The organism is Myxococcus sp. MH1, from assembly GCF_059738865.1.
In genome coordinates this window covers 8,795,281-8,820,641 of record NZ_AP026947.1, presented here as the reverse complement: position 1 = coordinate 8,820,641, position 25,361 = coordinate 8,795,281, and the positions used below count along the sequence as shown (strand labels likewise).

Sequence of the window (25,361 nt, the reverse complement as noted above, 5' to 3'; positions counted from 1 at the left end):
CCCGGGACTGGCGGCTCCCGACTCACGAGGGGCGCGCGCGAACGGCGGGGAGACTAGGAGCCGCGCTCGGGCCACATCGCGAGGCGGGCGTGGGGAGCGTCGGACAGCGTACGGATGCGTGGTCGGCGGTGGACACCCGCGTGCCGGCGCAGCCGGTGGTCAACAATCCCGTCGGGCACCAGGCGCGAAGACCCGGTGCCCCGGTGGGGCCGTCAGGCGGGCAGCGGCTGTGTCGAGTCCGGGGTCGTCGGCGCGGGCTCCACGACGGCCGGCGTGCTCGGGGGGGCGGCGTGCGGCGCGGCGAAGCCGGTGGACTCGCCCATCGTCTCGCCGTGCTGGCTCAGGTCCAGGCCCAGCTCCTCGTGCTCACGGGGGACCCGCAGAGGGACGATGCGGTCCACCAGCTTGTAGAGCACGTACGAGCCGACGAAGGAGAAGACGGACACCAGCACCAGCGCGGCCAGGTGCTTGAGGAACGTCGTCGTCTCGCCGTGCACCAGGCCCACGTCCTTGGCCAGCACGCCCGTGAGCACCATGCCTACCACGCCGCCCAGCCCGTGGCAGGGGAAGACGTCCAGCGTGTCATCGAGCGAGGTGCGGTTCTTGACGTGCACCGCCCAGTTGCTCACGAAACTGGAGACCAGGCCCACCATGATGCTCTGGCCCACGGTGATGAAGCCCGCCGCGGGCGTCACCGCCACCAGGCCCACCACCGCGCCCACGCACGCGCCCAGGGCGCTGGGCTTCCGGCCGCGCAGCCAATCGAACGCAATCCACCCAAGCATCGCCGCCGCGGACGCCGTGTTGGTGGTGGCGAAGGCCAGCGTGGCGAGCGACGAGGCCGACAGCGCCGAGCCCGCGTTGAAGCCGAACCAGCCGAACCACAGCATGCCCGTGCCCAGCATCACGAAGGGCAGGTTGGCCGGCGTGTGCGCGGCGTTCTCCAGGTGCGTGTGCCGGCGGCCCAGCACCAGCGCGCCCGCCAGCGCCGCGAAGCCCGCGGACATGTGCACCACCGTGCCGCCCGCGAAGTCCAGCACCCCCCACGTGCGCAGGAAGCCCTCCGGATGCCACGTCCAGTGCGCCAGCGGCGCGTAGATGAAGAGCGTGAAGAGCACCATGAAGAGCACGTACGCCTTGAAGCGCACCCGCTCCGCGAAGGCGCCCGTGATGAGCGCCGGGGTGATGATGGCGAACTTGAGCTGGAACAGCGCGAACAGCAGCAGGGGGATGGTGGGCGCCAGGTCCGGATGCGTCTCGCCCCCCACGCCGCTGAACATGAAGAAGGTGCGCGGGTCGCCGATGAGGCCGTGGAAGCTGTCACCGAAGCAGAGGCTGAAGCCCACCACCACCCAGAGCAGGCTGATGACCGCCATCGCGATGTAGCTCTGCAGGAGCGTGGACACGACGTTCTTCAGCCGCACCATGCCGCCGTAGAAGAACGACAACCCCGGCGTCATCAGCAGCACCAGCGCCGTGGCGGTGAGGATCCACGCCGTGTCCGCCGGGTTGATGGGCCCCCCTTGCCGGGTCTGCGCCGCCGGCGTCACCAGCATGCCCGCCACGCCCACACCCACCAGCAGGGCCACTGCCAACCACTTCTTCATCGCGCCTCCCCAGCAAGGACTGACGCGATGCAGTATGGGTAGGGCGGTCGCTGATTTCAATTCCCCATGGATTAATTGTGGGTTCTGGAGGATAAATATGCGGATGTTTAAGCTAAAACTATGGAACTTGGGCCTCCGAGACAGGCCTGGCTACTTCACGACGATGCCGCCGTCCTTGATTTCCAGGTCCTCGCCGCCCTTGAGGACGACCTTGCCCTTGTCCGTCTGGACGGTGCAGGGGCCGGAGCCCGGGATGGTGAGGGAGGCCGTCTGGTTCTTGCCGAAGGACACGTGGGTCTTCACGCCGCTGCACACCGCGCTCCACGTGTAGTCGCGCGAGTCGCGGTTGGAGTAGCGCACGGTGATGGCCGCCGAGGCGGTGGACGACACCAGCAAGCCGGCCACGAGGGTGGCAATCGAGAGTCGGGCCTTCATGAGTCCCCCAAGGGGTGTGGAGTGGCGCAGTCATAGCCGCTGGGACTGACGCGCGCTCGTGACGTGTGAACGCCACACCCGGGATGGCGGTGCTCACCCTCCCGCGGGTGGAGTCCTACGGGGACATACGAACCGACGTGGCGCGATGGGCGGTGCTCAGGCCCCAGGCGCGGCGCCGTGCTCCAACTCCTCGGGGTGCAGGTGGAACCAGCGCGCGATGAGCATCACCTCCTGCGCCTCGTGGGCCTTGAGGCCGAGCGTCTCGGGCTCGGGGCGCTCGAAGACCTCCCGCGCGCGCGCGGCGAGCGCTTCGTGTTCCTGGGGTGTGCGGGGCGCGGGGCGCTCATCGCGCACGCTGCCTCGTCGCAGGATGTAGACGCGGTCCTCTCCGGCGTAGCCGGGCACGGTGTACACGAAGGACAGGCGCTTCATCGTCCGTCCCAGGGAGACCATCCACCCGCGCAGCGCCTCGAGCCGCTCCGCGCGGTCCCTCAGCTCCGCGGCGTACTCGAACTGGAGGCGGCGCGCGGCCAGTGCCATGCGCTCGCGCAGGAGCACGAGCGGCGCGTCGGACGTCCCCTCCAGGAAGGCCCGGGCCTGGGTGACGCGCGCGTGGTACTCCGCATGCGTGCAGCCCGCGGCGCAGGGAGACAGGCACCGCGAGAGCTGACCGCGCATGCACAAGGGCTCCAGCTTCACCGGGAAGAGCTGCCCCTGGTCCGCCAGCCGCATCGGCGTGTCCGCCGCGCAGTCGCGCAGCTCGAGCAGGTCGTTCACCGCGCGGACCACCTCGGACACCGCGCCCGGGCCGTGGAAGGGGCCGTAGTAGTCGCCGCTGGCGCCGTTGACGCGCCCCACCACGTGCAGGCGCGGGACGGCCTCCTTCGTGAGGTGCAGGAAGCAGTGTCCCCGGTCCCGCTTGTGCTCCACGTTGTAGAGGGGGCGGTGCTGCTTGATGAGGCGCAGCTCGCGCAAGAGCGCGGCGAACTCGCTGGGCGTGTGCTCCCACTCGACGTGGTGAGCGTGGCCGATGATGTCCGCGGCCTTCTCGCCCGGCTCCGCGCGGAAGTAGGAGAGCAGCCGCGAGCGCACGCGCACCGACTTGCCCACGTACAGCACCTCGCTCGACGGGCCCAGCATCCGGTAGACGCCGGGCCGGTTCTCGGCGTGCGCGCGGACGTGGTCGAGGAGCGTGGCGATGCGGGAAGACATGGTGCGGAGGCGCACGGCGCCACGGGCGCCGGACGGGACACCGTACACCTCGCTGGAGGCGGTGGGGGAATGGCCGCGCCGGCCGCGTCATGCCTGGGTGTGGGGCGAGCCGCCCGGCACCACCCTGGCGAGTGGGCGAGCGGCGCCGTGCAACCAGGCTCCGTTTCGGAACGTGTGTCCCTGGGTTTGTGAAGTTTTGTCAGGCAACTTGTCTCGATGGGTTAACGACGTTAAGTGAGTGGCCGATGTAAACCCGCGCCCACGAGAGGGCCGGGCCTTGGCCCGCCCGAGCCGGTGCGGGCGGGAGTCGCGTCATGATGCGTGCCCCGTCGTTGAGCCTGTGCGCCGCGTGGGTGAGCGGTTTCGCCGTCCTCCTGTTGGGTCTGCAGTCGGTGGCGGGGTGCTCTGCTCCCGCCACCGCGGCGTCGGAGCGCGCCTCCCGTGAAGAGGCTCCGGTGCGGGTCCGCTCGGCGGTGGTGATGGAGGAGGAGGTCGCCCAGCCCGTGCGGGCCAGCGGCGCGCTGGCCGCGAAGCAGGAGTCGCGGCTGTCCTTCAAGCTGGGCGGCATCGTCCGGCAGGTCTCCGTCGAGGAGGGCCGCGCGGTGACGCGCGGGCAGGTGCTGGCGGCGCTGGACCCCTCGGAGGTGGGCCCGCAGGTGGCGCAGGCGCGCGAGGCTCGGGACAAGGCCGCGCGGGACTTGGAGCGGGCCCGGAGTCTGTTCGAGGCCCAGGTCGCCACCCGCGTGCAGCTCCAGGACGCCACCACCGCGTTCGAGGTCGCGGAGGCGGGCCTGAAGGTCGCCACCTTCCAGCAGCGTCAGACGAGCCTCGTCGCGCCCGCCGCCGGCCGCATCCTCCGGCGGATGGTGGAGCCCGGCGAGGTGGTGGCGCCCGGACAGGCGCTCTTCCTGTTCGCCAGCGAGGAGGACGGCTGGGTCGTCCGCGTGGAGCTCGCGGACCGTGACGTGGTGCGCGTGAGGGAAGGGGACTCCGCGGAGGTGTTCCTGGATGCCTATCCGGGGCGGACCTTCCAGGCGCGGGTGCGGGAGATCGCCAGCGCCGCCACGCAGGGACTCGGCACGGCCGAGGTGGAGCTGGAGCTGCTCATGTCCCCGTCGGACGCCGCGCCGAGGTTGTTGTCCGGGCTCTCCGCCAAGGCGCGCGTCTTCCCCTCGGAGCGGCGGGCGCTGCGCTTCGTCCCCGTGGAGGCGCTGCTGGAGGGGGACGGCGACACGGCCAGCGTCTTCGTCCTGGCCCAGGACGGCCAGCGCGCGACGCGGCGGCGGGTGCGCGTGGCGTTCCTCTCCTCCGAAACCGGCCGCGCGGCGTTGTCCGAGGGCGTCGAGGCGGGCGCCCAGGTCGTCACCGATGGAGTGTCCTTCCTGCGCGAGGGCCAGCCGGTGGCGGTGGTGGAGGCGCGATGAGGCTGTCCACGGCGGCGGTGAAGAATCCCCAGCTCACCCTGGTGGTGTTCGCCATGTTGGTGGCGCTGGGCGTCTCCAGCGCGCTCTCCATTCCTCGCGCGGAAGACCCCGTCTTCCCGATGGCGAGCTTCACGGTCGTCGCCGTCTACCCCGGCGCGAGCCCCTCGGACCTCGAGCAACTGGTGGTGGACCCACTGGAGGACGCGTTCGAGGAGCTCGACGACGTGAAGGAGGTGTCCAGCCAGATGGAGGACGGGCTGGCGCAGGTGGAGATTGAATTCGAGTCGTCCTCCGACGTGGACGACAAGCACGCGGAGGTGCTGCGGCAGGTCACCGCCACCCGGCCCAGGCTCCCGTCGGGGCTGGTGCGCCTGGAGGTCATCCGCCACAGCGCGTCGAACGTGAGCGTGGTGCAGCTGGCGTTGGTGGGGCCGCACGTCCCGGCGCGCGAGCTGGAGCGGCGCGCGGATGACCTCTCGGACCGGCTGGGGCGCGTGGCGGGCGTGAAGAAGGCGGAGGTCTTCGCGGCGGCGAAGCAGGAGGTGCGCGTGTCCCTGGACCCCGAGCGCCTGGCGCGCGTGGGCGTGTCCCTGGACCAGGTGCTCCAGGCGCTCACGGGCGCCAACCTCAACATCCCCGCGGGCAGCGTGGACGTGGGCACGCGCCGCTTCAACGTGAAGACAGGCAGCGAGTTCACCTCGCTCGAGCAGGTGCGCGCCACGGTGGTGGCCGGCGGTGCGTCCGGCGTGGTCCGGGTGTCGGACGTGGCCGAGGTGTCCTTCCGCGACCAGGACGCCGTGCACCTGGGCCGCTACAACGGGGAGCGCGCGGCCTTCGTGGGCGTCACGCAGAAGGACGGAGGCAACGTCTTCGCGGTGCGCGACGCGGTGCTGGAGGTGGCCCGGGCCTGGGCGGAGGAGCTGCCGTCGGGGATGCGCCTGGAGACGGGCTTCGACCAGTCGCTCCAGGTGAAGAGGCGGCTGGGCGGCTTCGCGGTGGACTTCGCGCTGGCGTTGGCGCTGGTGCTGGTGACGCTCCTGCCGCTGGGCTTCCGGGCGAGCCTCGTCGTGATGGTCTCGATTCCATTGTCCCTGGCCCTGGGGCTGGCCGCGCTGCACCACGCGGGCTTCACGCTCAACCAGCTCTCCATCGTCGGCTTCGTCATCGCGCTGGGCCTGCTGGTGGATGACAGCATCGTGGTGGTGGAGAACATCGCGCGCTTCCTGCGCATGGGGCGCACCCGGGTCCAGGCCGCCATCGAGGGGACGTCCCAGATTGGCCTGGCCGTGCTCGGCTGCACCGCCACGCTGGTGCTGGCCTTCGTGCCGCTGGTGTTCCTGCCCGGCACCTCCGGCCAGTTCATCCGGGGCCTGCCCATGGCGGTGGTGTTCACCATCCTCGCGTCGCTGCTGGTGTCGCTCACCGTGATTCCGCTGCTGTCGAGCCTGGTCCTCTCGAAGGACGAGCACCCGGAGGGCAACCGGGTGCTGCGCTGGCTCCACCACGGCATCGAGCGGGTGTACCGGCCCGTGCTGCACCGCGCGCTGGCGCGTCCCGTGCTGACGCTGGGGGTGGCGGCGGGGCTCTTCGCGGGCAGCCTCGCGCTGGTGCCTGTGGTGGGCTTCAGCCTCTTCCCCAAGGCCGGCGCGCCCATGTTCTACGTCCAGGTGGAGACGCCCGAGGGCACCAGCCTCACGGAGACCGACCGCGCGGTGCGCTTCGTGGAGGACGTGCTGCGCCGCCGTCCGGAGGTCCGCTCCGTGTCCGCCAACGCGGGCCGGGGGCAGCCCTCCGTCTACTACAACGTGCAGCCCAGCCCCGAGCGCCCCAACGTGGGCGAGGTCTTCGCGCAGCTGGAGTCGTATGACGCGCGCCAGACCCCCGCGCTGCTCGACCTGCTGCGCGCGGAGCTGTCCACGTACCCGGGCGCGCGCATCGAGGTGCGCGAGTTCGAGCAGGGGCCGCCCATCGAGGCGCCGGTGGCGGTGCGGCTGGTGGGGCCGGAGCTGGAGCCGCTGCGCGAGCTGGCGGACCGGACGCAGCGCGTATTGGAGAGCACCCCGGGCACCCTCTACGTGAAGAACCCGGTGCAGACGCGCCGCACGGACCTGCAGGTGGAGGTGGATCGGGAGAAGGCGGGCCGGCTGGGCGTGCCCGCGGCGGAGGTGGCGCGCGCGGTGCGCTTCGGGCTCGCGGGGCTGCCCGCGGGCTCCTTCCGGGACGAGGAGGGCGACGACCACCCCATCCTGGTGCGGCTGCCCCTGGAGTCGGGCGCGTGGCCCGCGCTCGGCGCGCTGGAGCGGCTGCACGTGGCGAGCGTCACCGGCGCCCAGGTGCCGCTCGGACAGGTGACGCGGGTGCGACTGGAGGCGGGCCCCAATCGCATCACCCATCACGAGGGCGAGCGCTCCGTCACCGTCTCCGCGAGCGTGGCCACCGGCTTCATCAACGACAACGTCATCCAGGAGGCGATGCGCCGGTTGGACGCGGAGGTGAAGCCGCCCGCGGGCTATCGCCTGGAGATGGCGGGAGAGCTGAAGAGTCGTCAGGAGAGCTTCGACGGCGTGTCCGCCGCCGGCATCATCGCGGCGTTCGGCGTGCTGGCGGTGCTGGTGCTGGAGTTCCGCACGTTCCGGGGCGCGCTCATCGTGGCGTCGGTGATTCCGCTGGGCCTGGTGGGCGGCATCGCCGCGCTGTGGCTCACCGGCAACACGCTGTCCTTCACCGCGTCCATCGGCTTCATCGCGCTGGTGGGCATCGAGGTGAAGAACAGCATCCTGCTGGTGGACTTCACGAACCAGCTGAGGGCCCGGGGTCTGTCGGTGGACGCGGCCATCGAGCAGGCGGGCGAGACGCGCTTCTTGCCCATCCTGCTCACCACCCTCACGGCGCTCGGCGGCCTGTTGCCCCTGGCGCTGGAGAACAGCAGCCTCTACTCACCCCTGGCGTGGGTCATCATCGGCGGGTTGATTTCCTCCACCGTGCTCACCCGCGTGGTGACGCCCGTGGTGTACAAGCTGCTGGCCCCGGAGGTGGAGCCCGAAGCCGAGGCTCGCGAGCCGGCCGTGTCCGGCGGTAGCGTCCTGTCCCCCGGAGGCGCGGTGTAGCGGCACGAGCGAGGCATCATGGGCATCAAGGAGCGGCGAGAGCGGGAGAAGCAGGCGACGCGGCAGCGCATCCTGGACGCGGCGCGCGAGCTCTATGGCCAGGAGGGCTACGAGGCGATGACCATGCGCCGGGTCGCCGAGCGCATCGAGTACAGCCCCACCGCCATCTACGTCCACTTCAAGGACAAGGCCGCGCTCGTGCGGGAGCTGTGCACGCACGACTTCCTGCGCTTCGCGGAAGTGCTCAACAAGGTCGCCCGGGTGAAGGACCCGCTGGAGCGGCTCAGGAAGATGGGGCGCGCGTACGTCGACTTCGCCCGCGAGCACCCCACCACCTACCGGCTGCTCTTCATGGACCGCCTCCCCGCCGAGGTGGGGTCCAAGTCGGAGGAGTCCCTCGAGCAGGACAACCCGGAGCAGGACGCCTATGCCTTCCTGCGCAAGACGGTGCAGGAGGCGAAGGACGCGGGCTGCTTCAAGCCCGAGCACCAGGACGTGGAGCTGGTGAGCCAGGTGGTGTGGGGCGGGGTGCATGGGCTGGTGGCCCTGCATCTGGTCAAGACCCAGGAGGACCCGTGGGTGGACCTGCGCCCGCTGCCGCGCGCGGCGGAGCTGATGGTGGAGCTGCTGCTGGAGGGCCTCGCGAAGAAGCCCTCCAGCCCGGCGGGGCTCAAGCGGGCTCGATGAAGTTGAGCCGGTAGCCATCCGGGTCGGTGACGACGACCTCCCGGGTGTGCCAGGGCTGCACGGCGGGACCTTCCACCGGGGCCCCCTGGGCCTGGGCGCGCAGGAGCAGCTCGTCCAGTCCGCTGGGGCCCTCGACACGGATGCCCACGAGCACGCCCAGCCCCCGCCGTCCTTCCAGCTGGAGCTGCGCCGGAGGGGCGACGAGGTAGACGTCCACCGCGCCCGCCCACTGGAGGCGGACGAAGGGCGGCTCGGACTGGGTGCGCTCGAAGCCGAGCGCCTCGTAGAACGCGAGCGAGCGCGGCAGGTCCGTGACGAGCAGCTTGACGAACGCCGTGCTCACTTCTTGAGGCCTTCGGCCACCAGGGCCGCCTGCACATGGGGACGCTCGGCGACGCGGGCCTGGAAGGCGCGCACGGCCGGGAACGGCTCCAGGTCCACCTTCATGGGCGCCGCCCAGTTCAGCACGGTGAACAGGTACGCATCCGCGACGGTGAACTGCTCACCCATCAGGAACGACTGCTTCGCCAGCACGCCGTCCAGCGTCTTCAGGCGCTGCGCGATGCGCTCCTTGTAGATGGCCTTGCCGTCCTCGGGGAACGCCGGGTTGAACAGGGGGCTGAAGGCCTTGTGCAGCTCGGTGGAGATGAAGTTGAGCGTCTCCTGGAGCTGGTAGCGCGGCAGCGTGCCGTTGGCCGGGGCCAGCTTGGACTGGGGCGCCTGGTCCGCGATGTACTGGACGATGGCGGGGCCCTCGGTCAGCACGTTGCCGTCGTCGAGCACGAGCGCGGGGACATAGCCCTTGGGGTTGACCGCGAGGAAGTCCGCGCCCGTCTCCGTCTTCTTGGAGCGCAGGTCGACCTTCTCGACGTCGAACTTCAGGCCCGCCTCACGCAGGACGATGTGCGGGGACAGGGAACAGGCGCCATTCGTGTAGTAGAGCTTCATGGTGCAAGACCTCGCGTGTGGGATTCGCGGCGCGCAGTTGTGCACCTTCCCGAGGTGGGATGCCACCGTTTCCGTGGTGCTCCCACGGCCTGCCTCGTCGGTCGGACGGGTGTCGCTCGGGTGACGACGTGGGCTCCTGGGTCCACCGGGCCCCGCTGCCCGGGGGGCGCGCGCGGTGGTAGTTCTCTGCCTCCCTGACCCCCGAGCAAGCCGCGGCCTCGCGTGCGCTCCATCAGGCAGACATGGCCGGCGTCCACCCCGGCCTGGAAGGACCCTATGCGCTTCAAAGCCACTCTGTTGCTGCCCCTCGCCCTCCTGGCGTTGGGTGCGATGCCGGCGTGCTCCGGCGACTCCGACGACGACAAGAAGCCCGACGCTGGCGGTTCACCAGACTCCGGCACTCCCGACTCCGGCACCCCCGACTCCGGTACGCCCGACTCCGGCACGCCGGGTGGCGGTGATGGCGGCACGGGCACCGCGTCGTGTCCGTCCCATGCGCTGTTCTGTGAGACGTTCGAGAGCGGCCAGGGCAGCTGGGATGAGCAGAAGACGCACGCCACCATCACCGCGGATGGCACGAAGCCACATACCGGCTCGCGCTCGCTGCACGTGGTGACGGAGGACGGCATCGACGAGAAGCAGGGCGAGGGCGAGGCCATCGCCCGGTGGATCCGCTCGTTGAGCCCCACGTTCAGCACGCAGTTGTTCGTGCGCGCGCACGTGTTCATGACCTCGCTGCCGGGAGACTTCGGGCAGATGGGGACCTTCTTCGTCCTCTTCTCGGACGCGGGCAATGACTTCGGCGGCTTCGAGCTGCAGGTCATCCAGGACACGGGCTTCGCGCTGGATGACTGGTCCGCGCGCAACGGACAGGGCTGGAACCGCCAGGGGCCGCCGGTCAACCTGGGCATGTCCACCGGCCGCTGGGTGTGTCTGGAGTGGGAGGTCCGCCGCCCCACCGCGTCCAGCACGCACGGCACCACCACGGTGTACGTGGATGGCGCGAAGGCGCACGAGTTCACCGAGATTGGCATGCGCTCGTTCAACACCTTCATGGTGGGCTACGGCTTCGTCCATCCGCAGGGGCCGTCCGCCTCCGAGACGTGGATCGACAACGTCGCGGTGAGCAGCACCCAGCGCATCGGCTGCGAGTAGCGCCCCCGCGCCTCCGGGCCCCCTCCCGCTCCGGGGCCCGGGGCCTTCGCTTTGTCAGGATGGAGGCCGCTGCTTCGTGTTTGTGTGACACGAAGCTTCGTGCTCACCACGGGGCTGGCATCGAAAGGCAGCGGGTCATGTCGTTGAAGGAGCTTGCGCGCCAGACGGTGCGCATCACGGAGCAAGGACAGTACGTGGCGCCCTCGGGCCGGGTGGTCCAGGTGGGCGACCTGGTGGAGCGAGCGGTGCGGGGGACGGTGCTCTACCGCCCCGAGGACTTCTCGGGACTGACGCCTCGGGGGCTGGCGGCCGGCACGGCGCCGCGCATCGAGGTGACGGGCGAGAAGACGGGGCAGGCGGCACGCAGGCTGGTGGAGGAGGAGGGGCTGACGCGTGTCGCGGCGCTCAACTTCGCCTCCGCGAGGAACCCGGGCGGCGGCTTCCTGGGCGGCGCCAAGGCGCAGGAGGAGGACCTGGCGCGCTGCTCGGCGCTCTATCCCTGCCTGCTCACGCAGCGCGAGTACTACGACGCCAACCGCGAGGAGCGCTCGGCGCTCTACACGGACCACCTCATCTATTCGCCGGACGTGCCGTTCTTCCGCGACGACTCGCTGGAGCTGTTGGAGCGGCCCTTCCTCCTCTCGATGCTCACCGCGCCCGGGCCCAACGCGGGGGTGGTGCTGCGAGAGGACCCGCGTCAGCGACGTCAGCTCCACGCGGTGCTGCGGGCGCGCGCCTTGAAGGTGCTCCAGGTCGCCGCGCATCAGGGGCATGAGGTCCTGGTGCTGGGGGCGTGGGGCTGCGGCGTCTTCCGAAACGAGCCGGCGGAGGTGGCGCAGGCGTTCTCGAGCGCGCTGACGCAACTGTACGGAGCCTTCTCGCGCGTGGTCTTCGCCGTGTACGAGCGGGGCGGGGACGGGCCGAACCTGCGCGCCTTCCAGGCGCACTTCGGCGACGGAGGGGCGCGGATTTAACTCCGTTTAATCCCACGCCCGTCCCGATTTGGACGACAACTCCCTGGAGCAGCCGCTCGAGGGGGAAGCCGATGCATGGGGACTGGCGCAGTGTTGGGGGCTCGCGGGAAGAGACGTCACTCGTGTTCCGGCGGCTGGATGCTCGCACCGTTCGCGTCCTCGGCGGCCCCCGGGAGATGTTGACGGTGCTGGAGGACTTCGCGCGCGGCGTGGGGGGCGCCGCGGCGGAGGTGCTCGAGCCCGGCGTCTGCGCGAGCTGGCGAGGCTGGCGGCTGGATGTCGATGCCACCGAGGCACTGGGGCGCGCGTCGTACGCGCAGCTCATGGGCCGGGGCGGCCTCCAGCCCATGCGCGTGGCCACGGGCCTGGCAGGGCGGGGCCGGGAGCTGAGCGTCTTCACCCAGGATGCTCGCACGGGCCGGGAGGACTTCCACTACACGCTGCTGCTCGGCGACGTCGTGCTGGGCATCCGGGGCGAGGTGGACGCGCCCGAGCGCCACGTCTACGACGTCACGCTCCGGGGCGTGGCTCAGCTGCTCGTGCGTGCGCTGCGGCGGGTGCATGCGCGGTGCGCGGCGCACGGTGACACGGCGGTGCTCGTCTTCACGGCGGAGGAGGCGGAGCAGCTTCGCCAGGGCGCGCGGGACTGGTGCGCGGCCACCGGGGACGAGGGGTGCCCGGAGTGGGTGTCTCACGTGGCCGACGCTGAGTCCGCGGAGGAGGCCCTCCGGGGGCTCGTCACCTCCACCGACGACGCGGCCCGCATCGCCGAGCATCTCTTGGAGCTGGGGGCCTTCCTGCTGGAGTCCGAGGCGGCGAATGCCCGGGACGGGGCCGGGGTGGAGTTGCCCGCGTGGCGTCAGGAGTAGCGCGCGAAGGCGGACGCGGCCATGGGCACCGGCTCCGAGGAGAGCTCCGGCTCCGTGGAGGTCAGCGGCGGGTAGGCATCCACCGGTGACGCGCGTCCCACGACGAACTCCGCGGCGCTTCGCAGCTTCTCCAGCGCGCGCTCGGTGCAGTGCAGGGTGATGAGCGGCAGGAAGCCCGGCTCGCTCATCCACTTCACCGCGCCCAGCAGGTGGTTCGCGCTCAGGAACCGCATCACGTCATCCCGCAAGGCACGGCTCTCCTCGCCTGCTGCGACGAGGGCGGCGCGCCTGTCTCGGGGAGGCGGAGCCGGACGTGGCTCGCGCTCCTCCCGGGGCATGATGATGGTCTCGATCCACATCGGAGCGCCCTCCGGACGTAAGACCTGGGGGCTCGCTGACCGGGTACGGCTGCTTGCTCCCTGGCCCTCAGGTAACCGGGGAATGATGCGCGATTTCACTTCCGGTTGTTTTCGTCCGGGCGCCAATTCCTTCTCGACGGGCGACAAAATGTGAAAAATCGGAGTGATATTGGAACCCACGATGTCGGGTGGGGACTCACCGGGTAGGTGCGGCTCGCGTGGGGCGCACACCCCAGGTGTCCAAGGGGGGACATACGAATGGGACAGGAGGGTGTGTCAGGCTGGGGCACATGAGACCTGGCCGCGCGCTGGAGTTCGAGACGTTGTTCCCGCCGTCCCTCACACAGGGTGAGGGGAGGCGAGCGTCCCGGGCCGGTGACCCGCGTCAGGTCGTGACGAGGTGAGCATGCGCGCCGGCACGACGCCTCCTCCCCGTGGTCGTCGACGTGCCCAGGGCACGGCCTCGCGAGGGAAGCGGGAGCCTCGCGAGGCGGTGGCGCGGACATCCACGCCGCGAGGGGTGGGGCCGCCCGCGGTCTTCGTCGGACGCAAGCAGGAGCTCCAGCGGCTGAGCGGCCTGCTGCGCCGCGTGCGCACCGGCGTGGTGTACGGCCTGCCCGGGGTGGGCAAGTCCGCGCTGGTGGCCGCGGTGGCGGCGCGCCATCGGGGGCCGGTGGTCCACCGGCGCATCGCTCCGGGGGACGCGCTGGACTCGGTGGTGGACGACGCGCGCCGGCTCTTGCGCGAGGCGCCCGTGGCGCAGGCGTTGTCGGACGACGCGCGCCTGGAGGACCTGGCCCGGGAGCTGGATGCTCGCGGGGCGCTGTTCGTGGTGGATGACCTGCACGTGCTCGCGCGCGAGGAGCGCGTGGCGTTGGTGGAGGGGCTCGGCGGGCGGCTGCGAAAGGGCGCGCTCCTGGCCACCTCGCGCGAGGAGCTCCCGCGCCTGGCGACGAGCCCGGACCGCATCGAGCTGCGACTGGATGGGCTGCCGGAGTCCGCCGCGAAGCTGCTGTGGCGTCAGCTGGACGCGCTGTATGGCGCGCGCGAGGGCTTCGCCGCGGCCTGGGCCCGCTCCCGGGGTGTGCCGTTCCTCCTTCGCCGCGCGCACGCGAACGACGCGGACGTGGAGGAGCCGGTGCGCGCGGCGCTCTCGTCGCTGCCGCCGGATGAGCGGCGCGTGGCCGCGGTGCTCGCGCTGTCGGAGCTGCCGCTGCCCGCCTCCGCGCTCGCCGACGTGCTGCCGGACGGTGGCGCCGGCGAGGCGCTGCGAAGGCTGTCGGCCCGGCTCCTCGTGGAGACGGACGCGCGCGGCCGCCATGGCGTGCACGACCTGGTGCGCGAGGCGTTCCAGTCGCTGCTCGGCGCCGAGGAGTCGCGGGCCGCACACGAGGCGCTGCTCGCGCTGCTGTCACGCGAGCCGCTGCCAGAAGTGGTGCGGGTGCGTGCGATGTCCCGACACCTGCAGGCCCTGGGGCGGCACGAGGAGCGTCGGGCCTTCATCGTCGGGGAGGCGGAGGCGCTCGTGCGCCAGGGCGCGGCCGGGGAGCTGCTCACGCTCCTGGGCTCGCTGCCGCCCGCGCTGTGCACGCCCGACGTGGGGCTGGCGCGGGCCCGTGCCCAGGTGCGCCTGTTGGACCTGCGCCGTGCCTACGAGGAGCTCTCGGCGCTGCGCGCGTCGCTCGGTGAGGACGGGGACGCGGACCTGCGCGAGCAGGTGGGCACGGTGCTGGTGCGCGTGGCGCTCTTCTCGCTGCAACTGGACGCGTGTGAGCGGACGCTGCAGTCGATGCCCATGCCGCGCGACGCGGAGGTGTTCCTCCAGCAGCTCCTGGCGTGGGCCGCGCTGCGCTTCTTCCAGGGGCGACTGGATGAGTCCCTGGAGATGCTGGACGCGGCGTGCTCCGCGTCCGAGGACCGGCGCGTGCTCGGCTGGGGGGCCTATGCCCGCGCGCTGATGTGTTGGATTGAAGGCCGGGACGACGGGCTGGAGGAGCCGCTCAACCAGTGTCTGTCCTTGCTGGAGGACGCGCCGCTCAACTCGCGCGGGCCGCTGGTGGCCGCCATGTCCGCGGGCATCCTCAGCAGGCTCGGCCGCTTCGCTCAAGCAGAGGCCGCGCTCGCGGGCGCGCGGGAGAAGCTGGGCCAGCTGGGCGCGCCCAGGCTGGCGCTGGAGCTCGACTGCATCGCCGCCCTCGTCCGGGGCGAGCGCGGAGAGCGCGGGGCCTCGCTCGCGGGCCTGCGGGAGACGTCGGCCCGCGCGCAGCAGGGCGGCTATCTCTTCATCCACCACCTCTCGCGCGTCAGCGCCGGGCGCATGCTGCTGGAGCTGGGGCGGCGCGCGGAGGGGCTCGCGCTGCTCGACGAGGCCGCGGCGGACGCGAGGGCCCGAGGCGCCGAGGGACTGGCCCGCGCCGCCGAGTCCGCCCGTTCCGCCGACGTGCTGAGACAGGTGGAGCGCCCGTCGGTGGTGGAGCCTCGCGAGGTGCGTCCGGGCATGGCGGCGCGGCAGCGGGCGCTGGCGGCGCTGGCCTCGGCGACGGCGGGGGACAGCGTGCGCGCCGAGGGACTCCTGGCCTCGCTGGAGCCGCTGGCGCGCGGCGAGGACTTCGCCCTGGAGCGCGCGCTGGCGCACCTGGCGCGGGCGCTGCTGCACCGGCTGGCCGAGCGCGCGGCGGAGTCGCGTGCCTCGCTGGAGGCCGCGGCGCGCTCCGCGGCGGAGGGCGAGGCGGACCCGGAGCTGATTCCCGAGCTGGCGCGCACGCTCGCCTCGCTGCGGGTGGTGACCTCCACCGGCGCGCGCCTGGCCGTCGAGGCGCCCGTCGCCGCGTCGGACGCGGTGGTGCTCGACGCGCGCCACCACGCGCTGCGCGCGGGGGCTCGCTCCGTCTCACTCGCCAAACGCGTGCTCCCGCGAAGGCTGCTCTACGCGCTGGCCCGACGTCCGGGCCGCACGCTGCCGAAGGAGGACTGTGTGCGGGCCATGTGGGAGGCGGCCTATGACCCGAGGCTGCACGACAACGCGCTGCGCGTGCACGTGCGTCACCTGCGGGAGATGCTGGAGGGCACCGGCGCGCGGCTGGTGTTCGAGGACCCGGGCTATCGCCTCGACGTGCCACCGGGCTTCGCCTTCGTCCGCGATGAGCCCGGCGCGTCCTAAGTAGGTCGCCAAATGTTCCTGAGCGAATCCGAGGCGGAGCGGGAACGGGCAAGGTCCCTGCATTTGTCTCGGAACTTGTGGCGACCTACTTAGAGCGGCAGCTCCACCGCGAAGGTGGCGCCGCCGCCGGGCGTGTCCTCCACGTGGATGTGGCCGCCGTGCGCCTCGACAATCTGCCGGACGATGTAGAGGCCCAGGCCCATCCCGCCCTGTCGCCGCGCGTTGTCGCCCTGGGTGAAGCGCTCGAAGATGCGCTCGCGGTCCTTCACGGGCACGCCCGGGCCGCTGTCGCACACCGTCAGCTTCGCCTTGTCGCCGTGCCGCGTGAGCGACAGTGACACGGGGTTGCCCGCGCCGTAGCGCAGGGCATTGGACAGCAGGTTGCTCACCACCTGCTCCAGGCGCAGCCGGTCGAAGCGGCCTTCCATCGGCCCGTCCACCTTCGCGCTCAGCGGCACGCCGGTGTGCCGGGCCTCGTCGCCGAAGCGCGCCACCAGGTCCGCCACGACGGCGGCCAGGTCTCCATCGGCGAAGTGGAAGTCCAGCTTGCCCGTGCGGATGCGGCTGACGTCGAGCAGGTTGTCCACGAGCGCGCCCAGCCTGCGCAGCTGGCGCTCGGTGGTGTCCAGCTTCCCCTGGACCTTGGGTGAGCCGAGCGTCTCCTGCGGTTGGCCCTCGGCGAGCCTCCGCAGCAGCTGGGCCTGCAGGCGCAGGGACGTCAGCGGCGTGCGCAGCTCGTGGCTCGCCAGCGAGAGGAAGTCGTCGCGCGTGCGCACCGCCTCCTGCAGCGCGAACTCCGTCTCCTTCAGCGCGGTGATGTCCAGCAGCGCGCCTCGCACCACCATCACCTTGCCCGTCGCGTCGCGCAGCACCCGCGCGCGGCTGGTGAGCCAGTGCCAGGAGCCATCCGGCCAGTGGGTCCTGAAGGTGGAGACGTATGAGTCCGTCTTGCCCGCGGCGATGTCATTCAGCTGCGTCTGCACGGCCGGGCGGTCGTCGGGGTGGAGCGACTCGATGAACCGCTCGTGCGTCCACTCCGCCAGCGGATGGGGATAGCCGTAGAGGCGGTCATGTCCCTCCGAGCGGAACACCTGACCGGTGGCGACGTTGGTCTCCCAGACGGCCATCTGCGCGGAGTCCAGCGCCACCTGGAAGCGCTCGCCGAGCTGACGGAAGCGCTCCTCGGTCCTGGCCACCTCGCTCTCCGCGCGCTGCCTCCGGGTGATGTCCGCGGCGAGCACCCACGTCTCCTCGCCCACCACGCGGACATTGACGTCCAGCCAGACACGCGAGGGCAGCTCCGCCAGGAAGCGTCCGCCCTCGCGAGTGGAGAGCGCGGCCATCAAGCGCTCGTGCAGTACGGTGCCCGCGAGCGCGGGCTCGGCTGTCCAGGGCTCCTGCCCCTGCAGCTCCTGGGCGGGCACGCCGAGCAGCGCGGCGGCGCGGCCATTCACCTCGCGGATGCGCCCCTGGGCATCCAGGCAGAGGAACGCCTCGCTCATCATCTCCCGCAACACACACAGGCGGGCCTCGGCGGAGAGCGCAGCTTCGTCGGCGGGCGCGGCGGGCATGGCTCCCGTGGGGATGACAGGGGTGTCCGTGGGAGGGAAGGACACGGTGGACGGCGAGGGGCTCATGTAGACCTGAACCGTCCCCTGGCCCTCCAAATGCGTCAAGTCATCCGCTCCGCCTGGGGAATCACGCTGCGGCGCGGCGTCCGCACGACGGGACATCCACCAGCCCCGACCTCGGCCCCTCCACAGGCCGGCCCCGCGTCGAGGGCGGGACATGCGACTCAGGACCCGCCCGTCGGCGCGGTCGGGTCCACGATGGGTTCCGGCATGACCCACGTCCCGGTGGGGTCCAGGTACGCCTGGTCGAAGGCGTAGAGGATGCCGTTCCAGCGGTCCCAGAAGTCGGCCCAGTTGTACTCGGTGGGCGGCGACGTCAACGGGTTGCCGTCGCGGTCCGGCTGGCTGTTCGCATAGTCGGCGTAGTTCCAGATGACCGTGCCGAACTCGGTGCGCAGCAGCGGGGTGAGGGCCCGCAGCAGCGCGACGCGGGACACCTCGTCCGAGCGGGGTGAGGCGGGCGAGAAGACGGGCTGCGCCATGTCGTGCTGCTCGCGCCAGGCGATGTAGTTGTTGGCCACGGCGATGAGCGCGTCGCGGGTGGCGGGGCTCGTGGACAGGCGGGCCTGCTCGTAGAGTGCGAAGGCCGCGACCAGCAGGCTCTTGTAGTGCATGTCCGGGAAGAGCTGGTCGAACTGATAGGGGCGCGGCGTGTCGAACGTGTGCGCCAGCGCGTAGTCGTAGGCCTGCACGGCCTGGGCGGGCACTGCGTCCACCAGCGTGAACTCCGTGAGCACGCGCTCGGGCGTCACCGCGCCGACGGCGCTCCGGCGCCACGCCAGGTAGAGCTGCCCCGAGCCGCCGATGTCCGAGAAGATGGCGAGGTTGCCCTCGTGCAGGGTGCGCTCCAGCGTCAGCACCAGGTTCTCGACCTTGTCGAGCGGCCAGAAGCCCGGCGAGGACTGGTAGAGCGCGGCGAAGCGCGCGGCGGTGATGCTCAGCGTGCGCGCGTCCAGGAGCGCCGCGGTGTTGAGCGAGGTGATGAGCGCGCCGAGCGAGGCCGCCGCGTCCGTGGGCACTCCGCGCAGCACCAGCTCCAGGCCCAGCTTCTCCGGCGTGGCGAGCAGCTGGAGGTCGAGCCCCACGCGCTGGAGCGCATGGAGCACCGACAGCGAGGGCTGTCCCCGCGCGGCGGCGATGATGCGCCTGGCGATGGCGGTGCCGAGCATGCCCTCGCCACCGGTGCGCGAGGCATTGGGCGCGAAGGTGAACCAGGTGGGGCGCACGGCGCTGACGCCACCGGGTTGCAGGGCTGGGTCCAGCACCGCGCCCAGCTCGTAGGCGATGGCGATGTAGCCCTCGGTGATGCGCTGGTTGTCCTCCAGCGGAGTCGCCGTGGGCTGGGCGCTCGCGGAGGCGCCAAGGAAGGCCACGGCGAGCGCGAGCCCTCGAAGGGCGTGAGAGGAACGGAGTGCAGGGAGTCGTCGCATGGGGAGTCCGCCGGGAAGACGTGGGGTCCTGGGGAGGTAGTCACCGCCCAGGCTCTTCCAAAGGCGTGGCGGCCCCGCGCTATTGCGGCGCTGTCGGGTATCCGACGGATGGAGGGGCTTGGGAGCCCATGTGCTCCATGAGGCGTGCTGCTGGCGCGGCGCGCTCAGAGGTGGCGGACGGCGTGCTCCTCCCACAGCGAGCCCGGCGCGGTGAACACGTCGGCGGGCTGGCCTTCGAGGACCCACCAGGCGCCTCGGGCCACCTCCTCCTCGAGCTGTCCGGGGGACCATGCGGAGATGCCCTCGAAGGTGAGGGATTCACCGACGGGCAGGTGCGCCTCGCGGCGTCCTTCGTACCAGGCGATGCCCTCGAGGAGGGGCTGTGCTCCCTCGGGGGCCGGGCGGCGCAGCGTGAGGGTGATGTGGAGCGCGGGGTTCACCGGCCCGCCCCAGCGGTCCACGCCCTCGGGGAGGCGCTCGCCCTGACGGGTGCGCACGCGATTGAGCACCACGCCCCACGTCCTGCGCTGGGCGCCCGCGTCGAGGAGCAGCACCACGGTCTCGTCGAAGTTCTCGGAGACGCGGCCAGGGCGCGCGACGAGCAGCGAGCCCGCACGGAGCGGCGCCGCGGGCAGCTGCTCCAGGGACTTGAGCGCGTCGATGGCGCGCGGGAAGAGCACGAGCAGCGCGGCCGCGACGAGCAGCAGCACCCAGCCGAGGTGCCAGCGCGAACGGCGCATCATGAAGCGGGGACCGGATGTGGGCGGGCTCCGGCCGGGTGGAGGAAGGGCGCGCTCACGGCTTGCGGTGGGGCCGCGCGGGAGGCGGGGCCTCCGACATGTGTTCGGCCTTGAAGCGGGCCAGGGCCTGCGCGGGGTCGATCTCCTGGAGCTGCTCGGCCCGGGTCTTCTGGGGCGATGTGTACGGCGTGAGCTCCGAGGAGGCCTGCTGCTTCGAGCCGCGCAGCCAGCGCCGTGTCAGCGAGAAGAGGACGTAGATGCCGAGCGCCAGCATGCTGTACTTGAGCAGCCACTTCGCCACGCCGATGAAGAGGCCGACCACGGCGATGGCGACGAGCAGGCCGAGGCCGCCGATGACGAGGACCTCGGCGGTGCTCCACGAGGACTCGCGCTCGTCCGAGCCTGTCGTGTCAGGGGACGCCTGCTCCTTCTGGATGAGGGTGGGCTGCTGAGACTCCATGAGAATCCCCCGACCTGGGCCTGACTGACGCGACCGCGTGTGACTCAGCATAGGAGGGATGCCGTTCGACGGACAGTACGGACAAGCGCGAGCGGCGGTGTCCCGGGCTCATACCGGTTACAGGCGTCGCCAGGGATTCATACCGGTTACAGGGCCTGGGCGAGCCCATCCCGGTGACGCGGGCAATCCGATGCGCTGTCCGCTCATGGGACGAGCATCGAGATGCAATGGGGTTACACGGGCCGCCGAGGGTCGAGCCGGTCCAGGTCCGCGGGTGTGTCCACGTCCTCGCCGCCTCCGGGGAGCGGCACGATGGCGACGCGGGTCGGCTCGCGGGCAATCACCCCACGTGCGCCCTGGGCGGGAGACAGGGCCTCCAGCTCCGGGAACACGGCGCGGGAGAACAGCGCGGGGACGCCGTGCGTGCCGTCGTATCCAGAGGCCACGATGGGCGCACCGGTGGTCCGCCAGGTGTCCACGAGGGCTCGGAGATGTGATGCCGTGACGCGGACCTGGTCACAGAGCATGAAGAGCACCGCGTCCACGTCGGGGGTACCCGAGGACATCGCCGAGAGCCCCCTCGTCAGGGAGCCGCCGGGACCGCGCGCCCAGTCGGGATGCTCGATGATTCGCAGGGGGAGGTCGACGAGCTCGGGGGCGATGATGTCCCGATGGGCGCCGAGGACCACGAGCACGGGACCTTCGCCGAGGGACAGGGCCGCTTCGGCGGCGCGTCGGATGAGCGTCTTCCCCTCGTGGACGACGAGCTGCTTGGGATGTCCGAGCCGAGACGAGCCTCCCGCCGCGAGCAACACCACGCCTGCTCGCGCACGGCCCGCCCTCACGCGAGCTTCCGTACGGGGGGCGGCGCCACCGTGTGGATGGGCGCGCGGCGCTCGCGCAGCTTGCCGCCCTCCCGCTCCGACACCACGGCCTGCAGCTCGGCGACGATGGACAGGGCAATCTCCTCCGCGCCCTCCGCGCCAAGGTCCAGCCCCACCGGGGCATGCAGCTTCTCCAGCATCGTCGCGCTCGGCGCGGTGGCGAGCCCCGCGAGCAGCCGCTCCGTGCGGGAGCGCGGACCCAACACGCCCAGATACCGCAGCGGACGCGGGAGCAATCCCGCGAGCAGCTCCTGGTCCTGCGGCAGGCTGTGCGTCATCAACACCACCAGCGAGCGAGGTGACACCGGAACCGACGTCGCCGCCTCACCCGTCTTCGCCGAGACCACCGCGTGCGCGAGGGGGAACCTCCGTCGCAGCGTCTGCGCGGGGCGGTCCGCGACCACCGTGACACGCCAGCCCAGGCTCGCGGCCTGCGTCACCACGGGCGCGACGTCGAAGCCGCTGCCGAACAACACCAGCTCATGGGGTGGCTCCACCACCTCCACCAGCACGTCCGCGCCGCCACACGGCCCGCTCCACGTGCGGCCCTGCTCCATCGCCTCGCGGGCCGCGACGCGGACGGCATCGCCCAGTGCGCCCGCGATGTGTCCCGCCTCCACGCCATCGTCACGCACCATCCACCGCGTCCCCACGGCCTGCGCGGGGCCCTGGTACACGGTGGCGATGACGGCGCGACGTCCCAGGTTCCGGGCCTCGTCCGCGAAGACCAGGGCATCGGCCGGGCCGGGCTCGCAGCGCTCCAGCAGCACGTCCACGACACCATTGCAGCCGAGCGCGAAGGACAGGCTCCCCTCGTCCTCGATGCCCTCTCCCGTGGAGTCGTAGCGGAGCACGCGAGGCCCGGTGCTCGTCCAGAAGAACGCCTTGCGGACGATGTCGGCCTCCAGGCACCCGCCGCTCACGCCTCCGGCGAGCCAGCCGTCCTCACCCATCAACATCCGGGCACCCGGCTTGCGGTACGATGAACCCGACACGGCGACCACCGTGGCCAGTACCCAGGGCCCACGGGAGCGCGCGCGAGCGCGGAGGATGGCGTCCAGGTCCTTCATGTTGGCCCCGAGCCTAGCAGACGGCCGCTGACGTCACCGCGCCACCGAGCCGTCACCCGGCCCGGGGGAGACCGCGTGTGTTGGAGACCGGGCAGGGACTCGCGCGGCGAGTCGCGCGGCCTGGGCGCAGAGGAACACGAGCAACACCGGCTCGATGAAGTACTTGAACCGCATGTTCTCGCCCTTCTCGAAGAGCACGCTCACCGAGACGACGAACATCACCGGCAACACCAGCCCTGCTACCTGGAGCCAGTCCACACGACGCTTCAGCTCCCGCGCGGCCCGCGCTCCCGCGAGGAGCACCAGCACCCAGAGCACGGGCGACGAGAAGACGAAGTCGAGCGGCGCTCGCCACGGCAGCCGGTCCACCAGGACGTTGGGCTGGTAGCGGCTGGACGGCACGCCATACATCACCGCGTTCTCCGCGAACGAAGCGAGCGTCGCGGAGAGGGGCCGCTCGAAGAGGGCCCGACGGCACACGTACTTCAGCCCCACCGAGTACCGCAGGGCATCCAGGTGGTTGTAGTTGTAGTAGCCCCCGAGCTTTTCGTCCGTGCGCAGCACCGCGGCGCTGGACGGTGGCGGCAGGGACCTGGGCAGCACGTTGTCGGGCAGCCGCACCGCGCCGAGGTCCGGCTCGCCCAGGCCGATGGCCCGACAGAAGTTGAGCCCGTCGAAGCTGGACGTCATGGACGTGTTGAACAGGGCGAGCTGCTTGGCGACGTAGGGGCCCGCGAAGAGCGCGACGACGACGAGATAGCGACCCACGCTCCGGGCCGAGGCCCCCCGGAGCGCGAGACACAGGGCCACCAGTGGGAAGAACGGCCACTGGAAGATGGAGCGCAGGAAGAAGAGGACGAGCGACGCGGCGGCGAGCCGGGCGATGGAGCCGTCCTCACGTGGGGGGCGCCACAGCTCGAAGCAGAACCACAGGAAGGCGAGGGCGCTGGCGGCGGTGCTGTCCAGGAGGGTCGCGAAGGCGAGGGTCCCCGGATGCAGCGCCATCAGCACCGCGGCGACGCGGGCGAAACGCCGCCCCGCCACCTGGAAGACCCAGGCATGCACGAGCGTCACCGTGCCAGCGAACACGAGCGCCCAGACGACATAGGTCCAGCGGTCCACGGCGTCGACCAGGGCCAGGTCCTCGAGCGGGCCCTGGAACAAGGCCAGCGCGGCGCGGAGCACGTCCAGCAGGGGCGGCTGGATGTGCAGATACCAGAGGGAGCGCAGCGGCTCGTCGCGCAGCTCGCGCAGTGACAGCGTCTGCATCATCCGCTCGGAGCTCCACGCCTGGAAGCGCAGCCCGTCTTGGGTGAAGCGGCGCAGCCCCGCCTCCAGCACGAGCAGGAACAGGAAGGACGCGGCGAAGACGACACCCCGCTCGCGTCGGCTCGCGACACGGGCGTCGGGCATCGCGGGCGCGTCCGAGGCGAGGGGAGGGGATTCGGCCACCAGGGGCGAGTCTCGCAGCCTCCCGGGGTCCTCGTACAGTTCACGGAGTGTGACCCGGTCCTCCGGGCGGACGCGGGGAATCACCCGGGGGACTGGATGATTCCCCTGTCTCAGGCTGTACTTGGCTTTCGCATGCCCATCCTGCGTCAGGCCCACGCGCTCCAAGCCCTCCGCGAGCTCGGTCGACTGGCTCCAGACCTCGCCCGCGTCCGCGCCAACCGCTCGTTGGAGGACAGCCTGCGCAGCCTGAGCGAGGCCTGTCAGACGACGCTCGGCATGGAGCTGGAGACGCTCATCCTGTTCGACGCGCGCTCCGTCGTGCGGTTGTTCGGGCACGCCGAGCAGGCGCGCATCCTCGCCCACCTGATGGACGAGCGGGCACGCACGCTCGCCGAGCACGGCGACTTCGTGGGCGCCCTCTCGGACACCGTCTACGCGGGGCAGTTGCTCATGTGCTCGCGCCAGCGCTTCGGTGTCCACAAGGACGCTGGCGCCGCCGCCGCGCTGGAGCGCGAGCTGCCCAAGCCTGCGCCCTGATTCGACTCAGGAGGCGCGACCCGTGACGCGCGCCCGGGGCCTGCGCACCCTCTCGGCGCCGCACGCGGCCGCATGACGCGCGAGCGCCTCGTCGAGCGCGGCGTCGTCCAGCTTCACGCCCTTCTGCCGCCACAGGTTGTCCACCTGGAGCACGCCCTCGCGCACGCGCGCCTCCAGCCGTCCCACCAGCTTCCCTCGATGGAGCAGCGGACAGACGTACCACCCCCACTCACGCTGCGCGGCGGGCTTGTAGACCTCCCACGTGTAGTCGAAGCCGAACGCCACGCGCACCAGCTCCCGGTCCCACAGCACCGGGTCCAGGGGCCCGAGGATGCGCATCCTCGCGTCGGGCTCCGGCTGCTCCCGCTCCCGGAAGCCCACGGGCGCCAGGTAGCGCCGGGGCGAGCCGGGAATGCTGACCGCCTCCAGCACGCCCTCGTCGACCAGCGTGTCGGGGAGCGAGGAGGTGCGCACCTCGGTCAGCGTGGACCAGTGGGGACCGCTCGCGCGGCTGAGCAGGCCCGCGGCCTCCACACGCTCGGTCAGCCCCCAGCGCTCGAACGTCTGCGTCACCCGCGCCTCGGCCATCCGGGGCAGGGCGCGATGCGGGACGTCGTACAGCTTGCCGCCCGGGCCTCGGCCACACACCACCACCTGACAGCGCGTCCACAGGATTTCCAGCGCCATCGCCGTGGCGCGGGCCGTGCCCTTCCAACCACTCCAGTCGATGGGCACCACCGCGCCATGGTCCTTCAGCTCGCGCGACGAGGAGCGACCGCGCGCCGTCACCTCCTCGAGCACCGCGTGCAGCACCGCCTCCGGCACCCGCTTGAGTCGCTCCTCCAGTCGCCACCAGGGCGCCTGGGCCGCGCGCTCGCGGTAGTAGGGGAACGCGCTGGCGGGCAGCAGGCAGCGCTCCTTGGCGAAGTGCTCGAAGGCGTGCCCCGGCAGCAGGTGTCGGTACACGTCGCCGCGCGCCAGCCCGTCCACGCGCGCGAGCGCCACCAGGTCCGCGTTGGTGCCGATGACATCCAGCGGGTCCAACTGGATGCAGCGCAGGCGCTTCAGGAGCGCGCGCGCACCCCGGGCCCCCTGCAGCGGGAAGGGGCGCGCGAGCCCGAGGTGCGCGACGAGGAAGCGTCGGGCCTCGTCTGGCGGAAGCACGGTGGCGGGAGGATGCGAGGGCACGGTGTGGACTCTAACGTCGCCACGGCCGCTTG

22 protein-coding genes are annotated in these 25,361 nt (G+C 71.6%); 8 read left to right on the top strand and 14 right to left on the bottom strand.

Annotated features, from left to right (window positions below; all coding sequences use genetic code 11):
• Nucleotides 1-212: 212 nt before the first annotated feature.
• The 3 genes from AC6JA9_RS34835 to AC6JA9_RS34825 all read right to left on the bottom strand — a co-directional run bounded on the left by AC6JA9_RS34835 (nucleotide 213) and on the right by AC6JA9_RS34825 (nucleotide 3,254).
• The gene (locus tag AC6JA9_RS34835; RefSeq protein WP_497958434.1) at nucleotides 213-1,607 is read right to left on the bottom strand and encodes an ammonium transporter; all 1,395 of its coding nucleotides are present in this window, start codon (nucleotides 1,605-1,607) and stop codon (nucleotides 213-215) included.
• Nucleotides 1,608-1,757: 150 nt separating this feature from the next.
• Nucleotides 1,758-2,042, bottom strand: coding sequence for a hypothetical protein (locus AC6JA9_RS34830; RefSeq protein ID WP_223748339.1), 285 nt, complete (start codon nucleotides 2,040-2,042; stop codon nucleotides 1,758-1,760).
• A gap of 156 nt (nucleotides 2,043-2,198) precedes the next feature.
• Nucleotides 2,199-3,254, bottom strand: coding sequence for a GIY-YIG nuclease family protein (locus AC6JA9_RS34825; RefSeq protein ID WP_223748340.1), 1,056 nt, complete (start codon nucleotides 3,252-3,254; stop codon nucleotides 2,199-2,201).
• A gap of 314 nt (nucleotides 3,255-3,568) precedes the next feature.
• Between AC6JA9_RS34825 and AC6JA9_RS34820 the strand changes: the two genes are divergently transcribed.
• The 3 genes from AC6JA9_RS34820 to AC6JA9_RS34810 are packed head-to-tail and all read left to right on the top strand — an operon-like array spanning nucleotide 3,569 to nucleotide 8,472.
• Entirely contained in the window at nucleotides 3,569-4,678 is a 1,110-nt protein-coding gene (locus AC6JA9_RS34820; RefSeq protein WP_497958433.1) for an efflux RND transporter periplasmic adaptor subunit, read from the top strand.
• Nucleotides 4,675-7,785 (top strand): efflux RND transporter permease subunit, encoded by a 3,111-nt coding sequence (locus tag AC6JA9_RS34815; RefSeq protein WP_497958432.1) that lies wholly within the window; start codon nucleotides 4,675-4,677, stop codon nucleotides 7,783-7,785. Before AC6JA9_RS34820 ends, AC6JA9_RS34815 begins: the two co-directional genes overlap by 4 nt.
• An 18-nt stretch (nucleotides 7,786-7,803) precedes the next feature.
• A complete protein-coding gene (locus tag AC6JA9_RS34810) occupies nucleotides 7,804-8,472 on the top strand; it encodes a TetR/AcrR family transcriptional regulator (RefSeq protein ID WP_223748343.1) in 669 nt (222 codons plus the stop codon).
• Here AC6JA9_RS34810 and AC6JA9_RS34805 read toward each other — a convergent pair.
• Both AC6JA9_RS34805 and gstA read right to left on the bottom strand, forming a co-directional pair.
• Nucleotides 8,456-8,815 carry a VOC family protein gene (locus AC6JA9_RS34805; RefSeq protein WP_046715961.1) on the bottom strand — a complete coding sequence of 120 codons (360 nt, stop codon included), beginning with the start codon at nucleotides 8,813-8,815 and terminating at the stop codon, nucleotides 8,456-8,458. The genes AC6JA9_RS34810 and AC6JA9_RS34805 overlap by 17 nt on opposite strands.
• Nucleotides 8,812-9,420, bottom strand: a complete 609-nt coding sequence (gstA, locus tag AC6JA9_RS34800; RefSeq protein ID WP_223781581.1) for a glutathione transferase GstA — start codon at nucleotides 9,418-9,420, stop codon at nucleotides 8,812-8,814. The genes AC6JA9_RS34805 and gstA overlap by 4 nt, the downstream gene beginning before the upstream one ends.
• A 276-nt stretch (nucleotides 9,421-9,696) precedes the next feature.
• Here gstA and AC6JA9_RS34795 point away from each other — a divergent pair, with 276 nt between their 5' ends.
• The 3 genes from AC6JA9_RS34795 to AC6JA9_RS34785 all read left to right on the top strand — a co-directional run bounded on the left by AC6JA9_RS34795 (nucleotide 9,697) and on the right by AC6JA9_RS34785 (nucleotide 12,418).
• Nucleotides 9,697-10,575: a hypothetical protein gene (locus AC6JA9_RS34795; protein ID WP_223748345.1), complete on the top strand. Its 879-nt coding sequence runs from the start codon at nucleotides 9,697-9,699 to the stop codon at nucleotides 10,573-10,575.
• A 137-nt stretch (nucleotides 10,576-10,712) separates the two neighbouring features.
• A complete protein-coding gene (locus AC6JA9_RS34790; RefSeq protein ID WP_483578643.1) occupies nucleotides 10,713-11,549 on the top strand; it encodes a TIGR02452 family protein in 837 nt (278 codons plus the stop codon).
• Between the two features lie 122 nt (nucleotides 11,550-11,671).
• On the top strand, nucleotides 11,672-12,418 hold the full coding sequence (locus tag AC6JA9_RS34785; RefSeq protein ID WP_497958431.1) for a hypothetical protein: 747 nt from the start codon (nucleotides 11,672-11,674) through the stop codon (nucleotides 12,416-12,418).
• Here AC6JA9_RS34785 and AC6JA9_RS34780 read toward each other — a convergent pair.
• Nucleotides 12,409-12,777 (bottom strand): hypothetical protein, encoded by a 369-nt coding sequence (locus AC6JA9_RS34780; protein WP_223748348.1) that lies wholly within the window; start codon nucleotides 12,775-12,777, stop codon nucleotides 12,409-12,411. The genes AC6JA9_RS34785 and AC6JA9_RS34780 overlap by 10 nt on opposite strands.
• Nucleotides 12,778-13,183: 406 nt before the next feature.
• Between AC6JA9_RS34780 and AC6JA9_RS34775 the strand changes: the two genes are divergently transcribed.
• Nucleotides 13,184-15,937: a winged helix-turn-helix domain-containing protein gene (locus AC6JA9_RS34775; protein WP_267699627.1), complete on the top strand. Its 2,754-nt coding sequence runs from the start codon at nucleotides 13,184-13,186 to the stop codon at nucleotides 15,935-15,937.
• Nucleotides 15,938-16,026: 89 nt separating this feature from the next.
• On the opposite strand, the gene AC6JA9_RS34770 is transcribed toward AC6JA9_RS34775, so the two are convergent.
• The 7 genes from AC6JA9_RS34770 to AC6JA9_RS34740 all read right to left on the bottom strand — a co-directional run bounded on the left by AC6JA9_RS34770 (nucleotide 16,027) and on the right by AC6JA9_RS34740 (nucleotide 23,565).
• Nucleotides 16,027-17,670 carry a sensor histidine kinase gene (locus AC6JA9_RS34770; protein WP_370640362.1) on the bottom strand — a complete coding sequence of 548 codons (1,644 nt, stop codon included), beginning with the start codon at nucleotides 17,668-17,670 and terminating at the stop codon, nucleotides 16,027-16,029.
• A 62-nt stretch (nucleotides 17,671-17,732) separates the two neighbouring features.
• Nucleotides 17,733-18,998 carry a hypothetical protein gene (locus AC6JA9_RS34765; RefSeq protein WP_408889310.1) on the bottom strand — a complete coding sequence of 422 codons (1,266 nt, stop codon included), beginning with the start codon at nucleotides 18,996-18,998 and terminating at the stop codon, nucleotides 17,733-17,735.
• Between the two features lie 164 nt (nucleotides 18,999-19,162).
• Nucleotides 19,163-19,741: a YqgE/AlgH family protein gene (locus AC6JA9_RS34760; RefSeq protein ID WP_223781585.1), complete on the bottom strand. Its 579-nt coding sequence runs from the start codon at nucleotides 19,739-19,741 to the stop codon at nucleotides 19,163-19,165.
• A 52-nt stretch (nucleotides 19,742-19,793) separates the two neighbouring features.
• Nucleotides 19,794-20,198 (bottom strand): hypothetical protein, encoded by a 405-nt coding sequence (locus AC6JA9_RS34755; RefSeq protein WP_497958430.1) that lies wholly within the window; start codon nucleotides 20,196-20,198, stop codon nucleotides 19,794-19,796.
• Between the two features lie 233 nt (nucleotides 20,199-20,431).
• On the bottom strand, nucleotides 20,432-21,043 hold the full coding sequence (locus AC6JA9_RS34750; protein ID WP_497958429.1) for a nucleotidyltransferase family protein: 612 nt from the start codon (nucleotides 21,041-21,043) through the stop codon (nucleotides 20,432-20,434).
• Nucleotides 21,040-22,152 carry an XdhC family protein gene (locus tag AC6JA9_RS34745; protein WP_497958428.1) on the bottom strand — a complete coding sequence of 371 codons (1,113 nt, stop codon included), beginning with the start codon at nucleotides 22,150-22,152 and terminating at the stop codon, nucleotides 21,040-21,042. Before AC6JA9_RS34745 ends, AC6JA9_RS34750 begins: the two co-directional genes overlap by 4 nt.
• A 33-nt stretch (nucleotides 22,153-22,185) precedes the next feature.
• Nucleotides 22,186-23,565 (bottom strand): hypothetical protein, encoded by a 1,380-nt coding sequence (locus AC6JA9_RS34740; protein ID WP_497958427.1) that lies wholly within the window; start codon nucleotides 23,563-23,565, stop codon nucleotides 22,186-22,188.
• A 171-nt stretch (nucleotides 23,566-23,736) separates the two neighbouring features.
• Between AC6JA9_RS34740 and AC6JA9_RS34735 the strand changes: the two genes are divergently transcribed.
• Nucleotides 23,737-24,141 (top strand): hypothetical protein, encoded by a 405-nt coding sequence (locus tag AC6JA9_RS34735; protein WP_497958426.1) that lies wholly within the window; start codon nucleotides 23,737-23,739, stop codon nucleotides 24,139-24,141.
• A 6-nt stretch (nucleotides 24,142-24,147) separates the two neighbouring features.
• Here the strand turns inward: AC6JA9_RS34735 and AC6JA9_RS34730 are convergent, their stop codons facing one another.
• On the bottom strand, nucleotides 24,148-25,329 hold the full coding sequence (locus AC6JA9_RS34730) for a DNA glycosylase AlkZ-like family protein (protein ID WP_267699635.1): 1,182 nt from the start codon (nucleotides 25,327-25,329) through the stop codon (nucleotides 24,148-24,150).
• Nucleotides 25,330-25,361 lie beyond the last annotated feature (32 nt).

What these genes read in the sequence shown, in the direction of transcription:
- AC6JA9_RS34760 (WP_223781585.1), bottom strand. Translation starts at nt 19,741, where the DNA reads ATGATGCGCCGTTCGCGCTGGCACCTCGGCTGGGTGCTGCTGCTCGTC.
- AC6JA9_RS34780 (WP_223748348.1), bottom strand. Translation starts at nt 12,777, where the DNA reads ATGTGGATCGAGACCATCATCATGCCCCGGGAGGAGCGCGAGCCACGT.
- AC6JA9_RS34795 (WP_223748345.1), top strand. Translation starts at nt 9,697, where the DNA reads ATGCGCTTCAAAGCCACTCTGTTGCTGCCCCTCGCCCTCCTGGCGTTG.
- AC6JA9_RS34790 (WP_483578643.1), top strand. Translation starts at nt 10,713, where the DNA reads ATGTCGTTGAAGGAGCTTGCGCGCCAGACGGTGCGCATCACGGAGCAA.
- AC6JA9_RS34735 (WP_497958426.1), top strand. Translation starts at nt 23,737, where the DNA reads ATGCCCATCCTGCGTCAGGCCCACGCGCTCCAAGCCCTCCGCGAGCTC.
- AC6JA9_RS34815 (WP_497958432.1), top strand. Translation starts at nt 4,675, where the DNA reads ATGAGGCTGTCCACGGCGGCGGTGAAGAATCCCCAGCTCACCCTGGTG.
- AC6JA9_RS34830 (WP_223748339.1), bottom strand. Translation starts at nt 2,042, where the DNA reads ATGAAGGCCCGACTCTCGATTGCCACCCTCGTGGCCGGCTTGCTGGTG.
- AC6JA9_RS34765 (WP_408889310.1), bottom strand. Translation starts at nt 18,998, where the DNA reads ATGCGACGACTCCCTGCACTCCGTTCCTCTCACGCCCTTCGAGGGCTC.
- AC6JA9_RS34835 (WP_497958434.1), bottom strand. Translation starts at nt 1,607, where the DNA reads ATGAAGAAGTGGTTGGCAGTGGCCCTGCTGGTGGGTGTGGGCGTGGCG.
- AC6JA9_RS34825 (WP_223748340.1), bottom strand. Translation starts at nt 3,254, where the DNA reads ATGTCTTCCCGCATCGCCACGCTCCTCGACCACGTCCGCGCGCACGCC.
- AC6JA9_RS34740 (WP_497958427.1), bottom strand. Translation starts at nt 23,565, where the DNA reads ATGCCCGACGCCCGTGTCGCGAGCCGACGCGAGCGGGGTGTCGTCTTC.
- gstA (WP_223781581.1), bottom strand. Translation starts at nt 9,420, where the DNA reads ATGAAGCTCTACTACACGAATGGCGCCTGTTCCCTGTCCCCGCACATC.
- AC6JA9_RS34775 (WP_267699627.1), top strand. Translation starts at nt 13,184, where the DNA reads ATGCGCGCCGGCACGACGCCTCCTCCCCGTGGTCGTCGACGTGCCCAG.
- AC6JA9_RS34745 (WP_497958428.1), bottom strand. Translation starts at nt 22,152, where the DNA reads ATGAAGGACCTGGACGCCATCCTCCGCGCTCGCGCGCGCTCCCGTGGG.
- AC6JA9_RS34810 (WP_223748343.1), top strand. Translation starts at nt 7,804, where the DNA reads ATGGGCATCAAGGAGCGGCGAGAGCGGGAGAAGCAGGCGACGCGGCAG.
- AC6JA9_RS34755 (WP_497958430.1), bottom strand. Translation starts at nt 20,198, where the DNA reads ATGGAGTCTCAGCAGCCCACCCTCATCCAGAAGGAGCAGGCGTCCCCT.
- AC6JA9_RS34770 (WP_370640362.1), bottom strand. Translation starts at nt 17,670, where the DNA reads ATGTCCCGTCGTGCGGACGCCGCGCCGCAGCGTGATTCCCCAGGCGGA.
- AC6JA9_RS34820 (WP_497958433.1), top strand. Translation starts at nt 3,569, where the DNA reads ATGATGCGTGCCCCGTCGTTGAGCCTGTGCGCCGCGTGGGTGAGCGGT.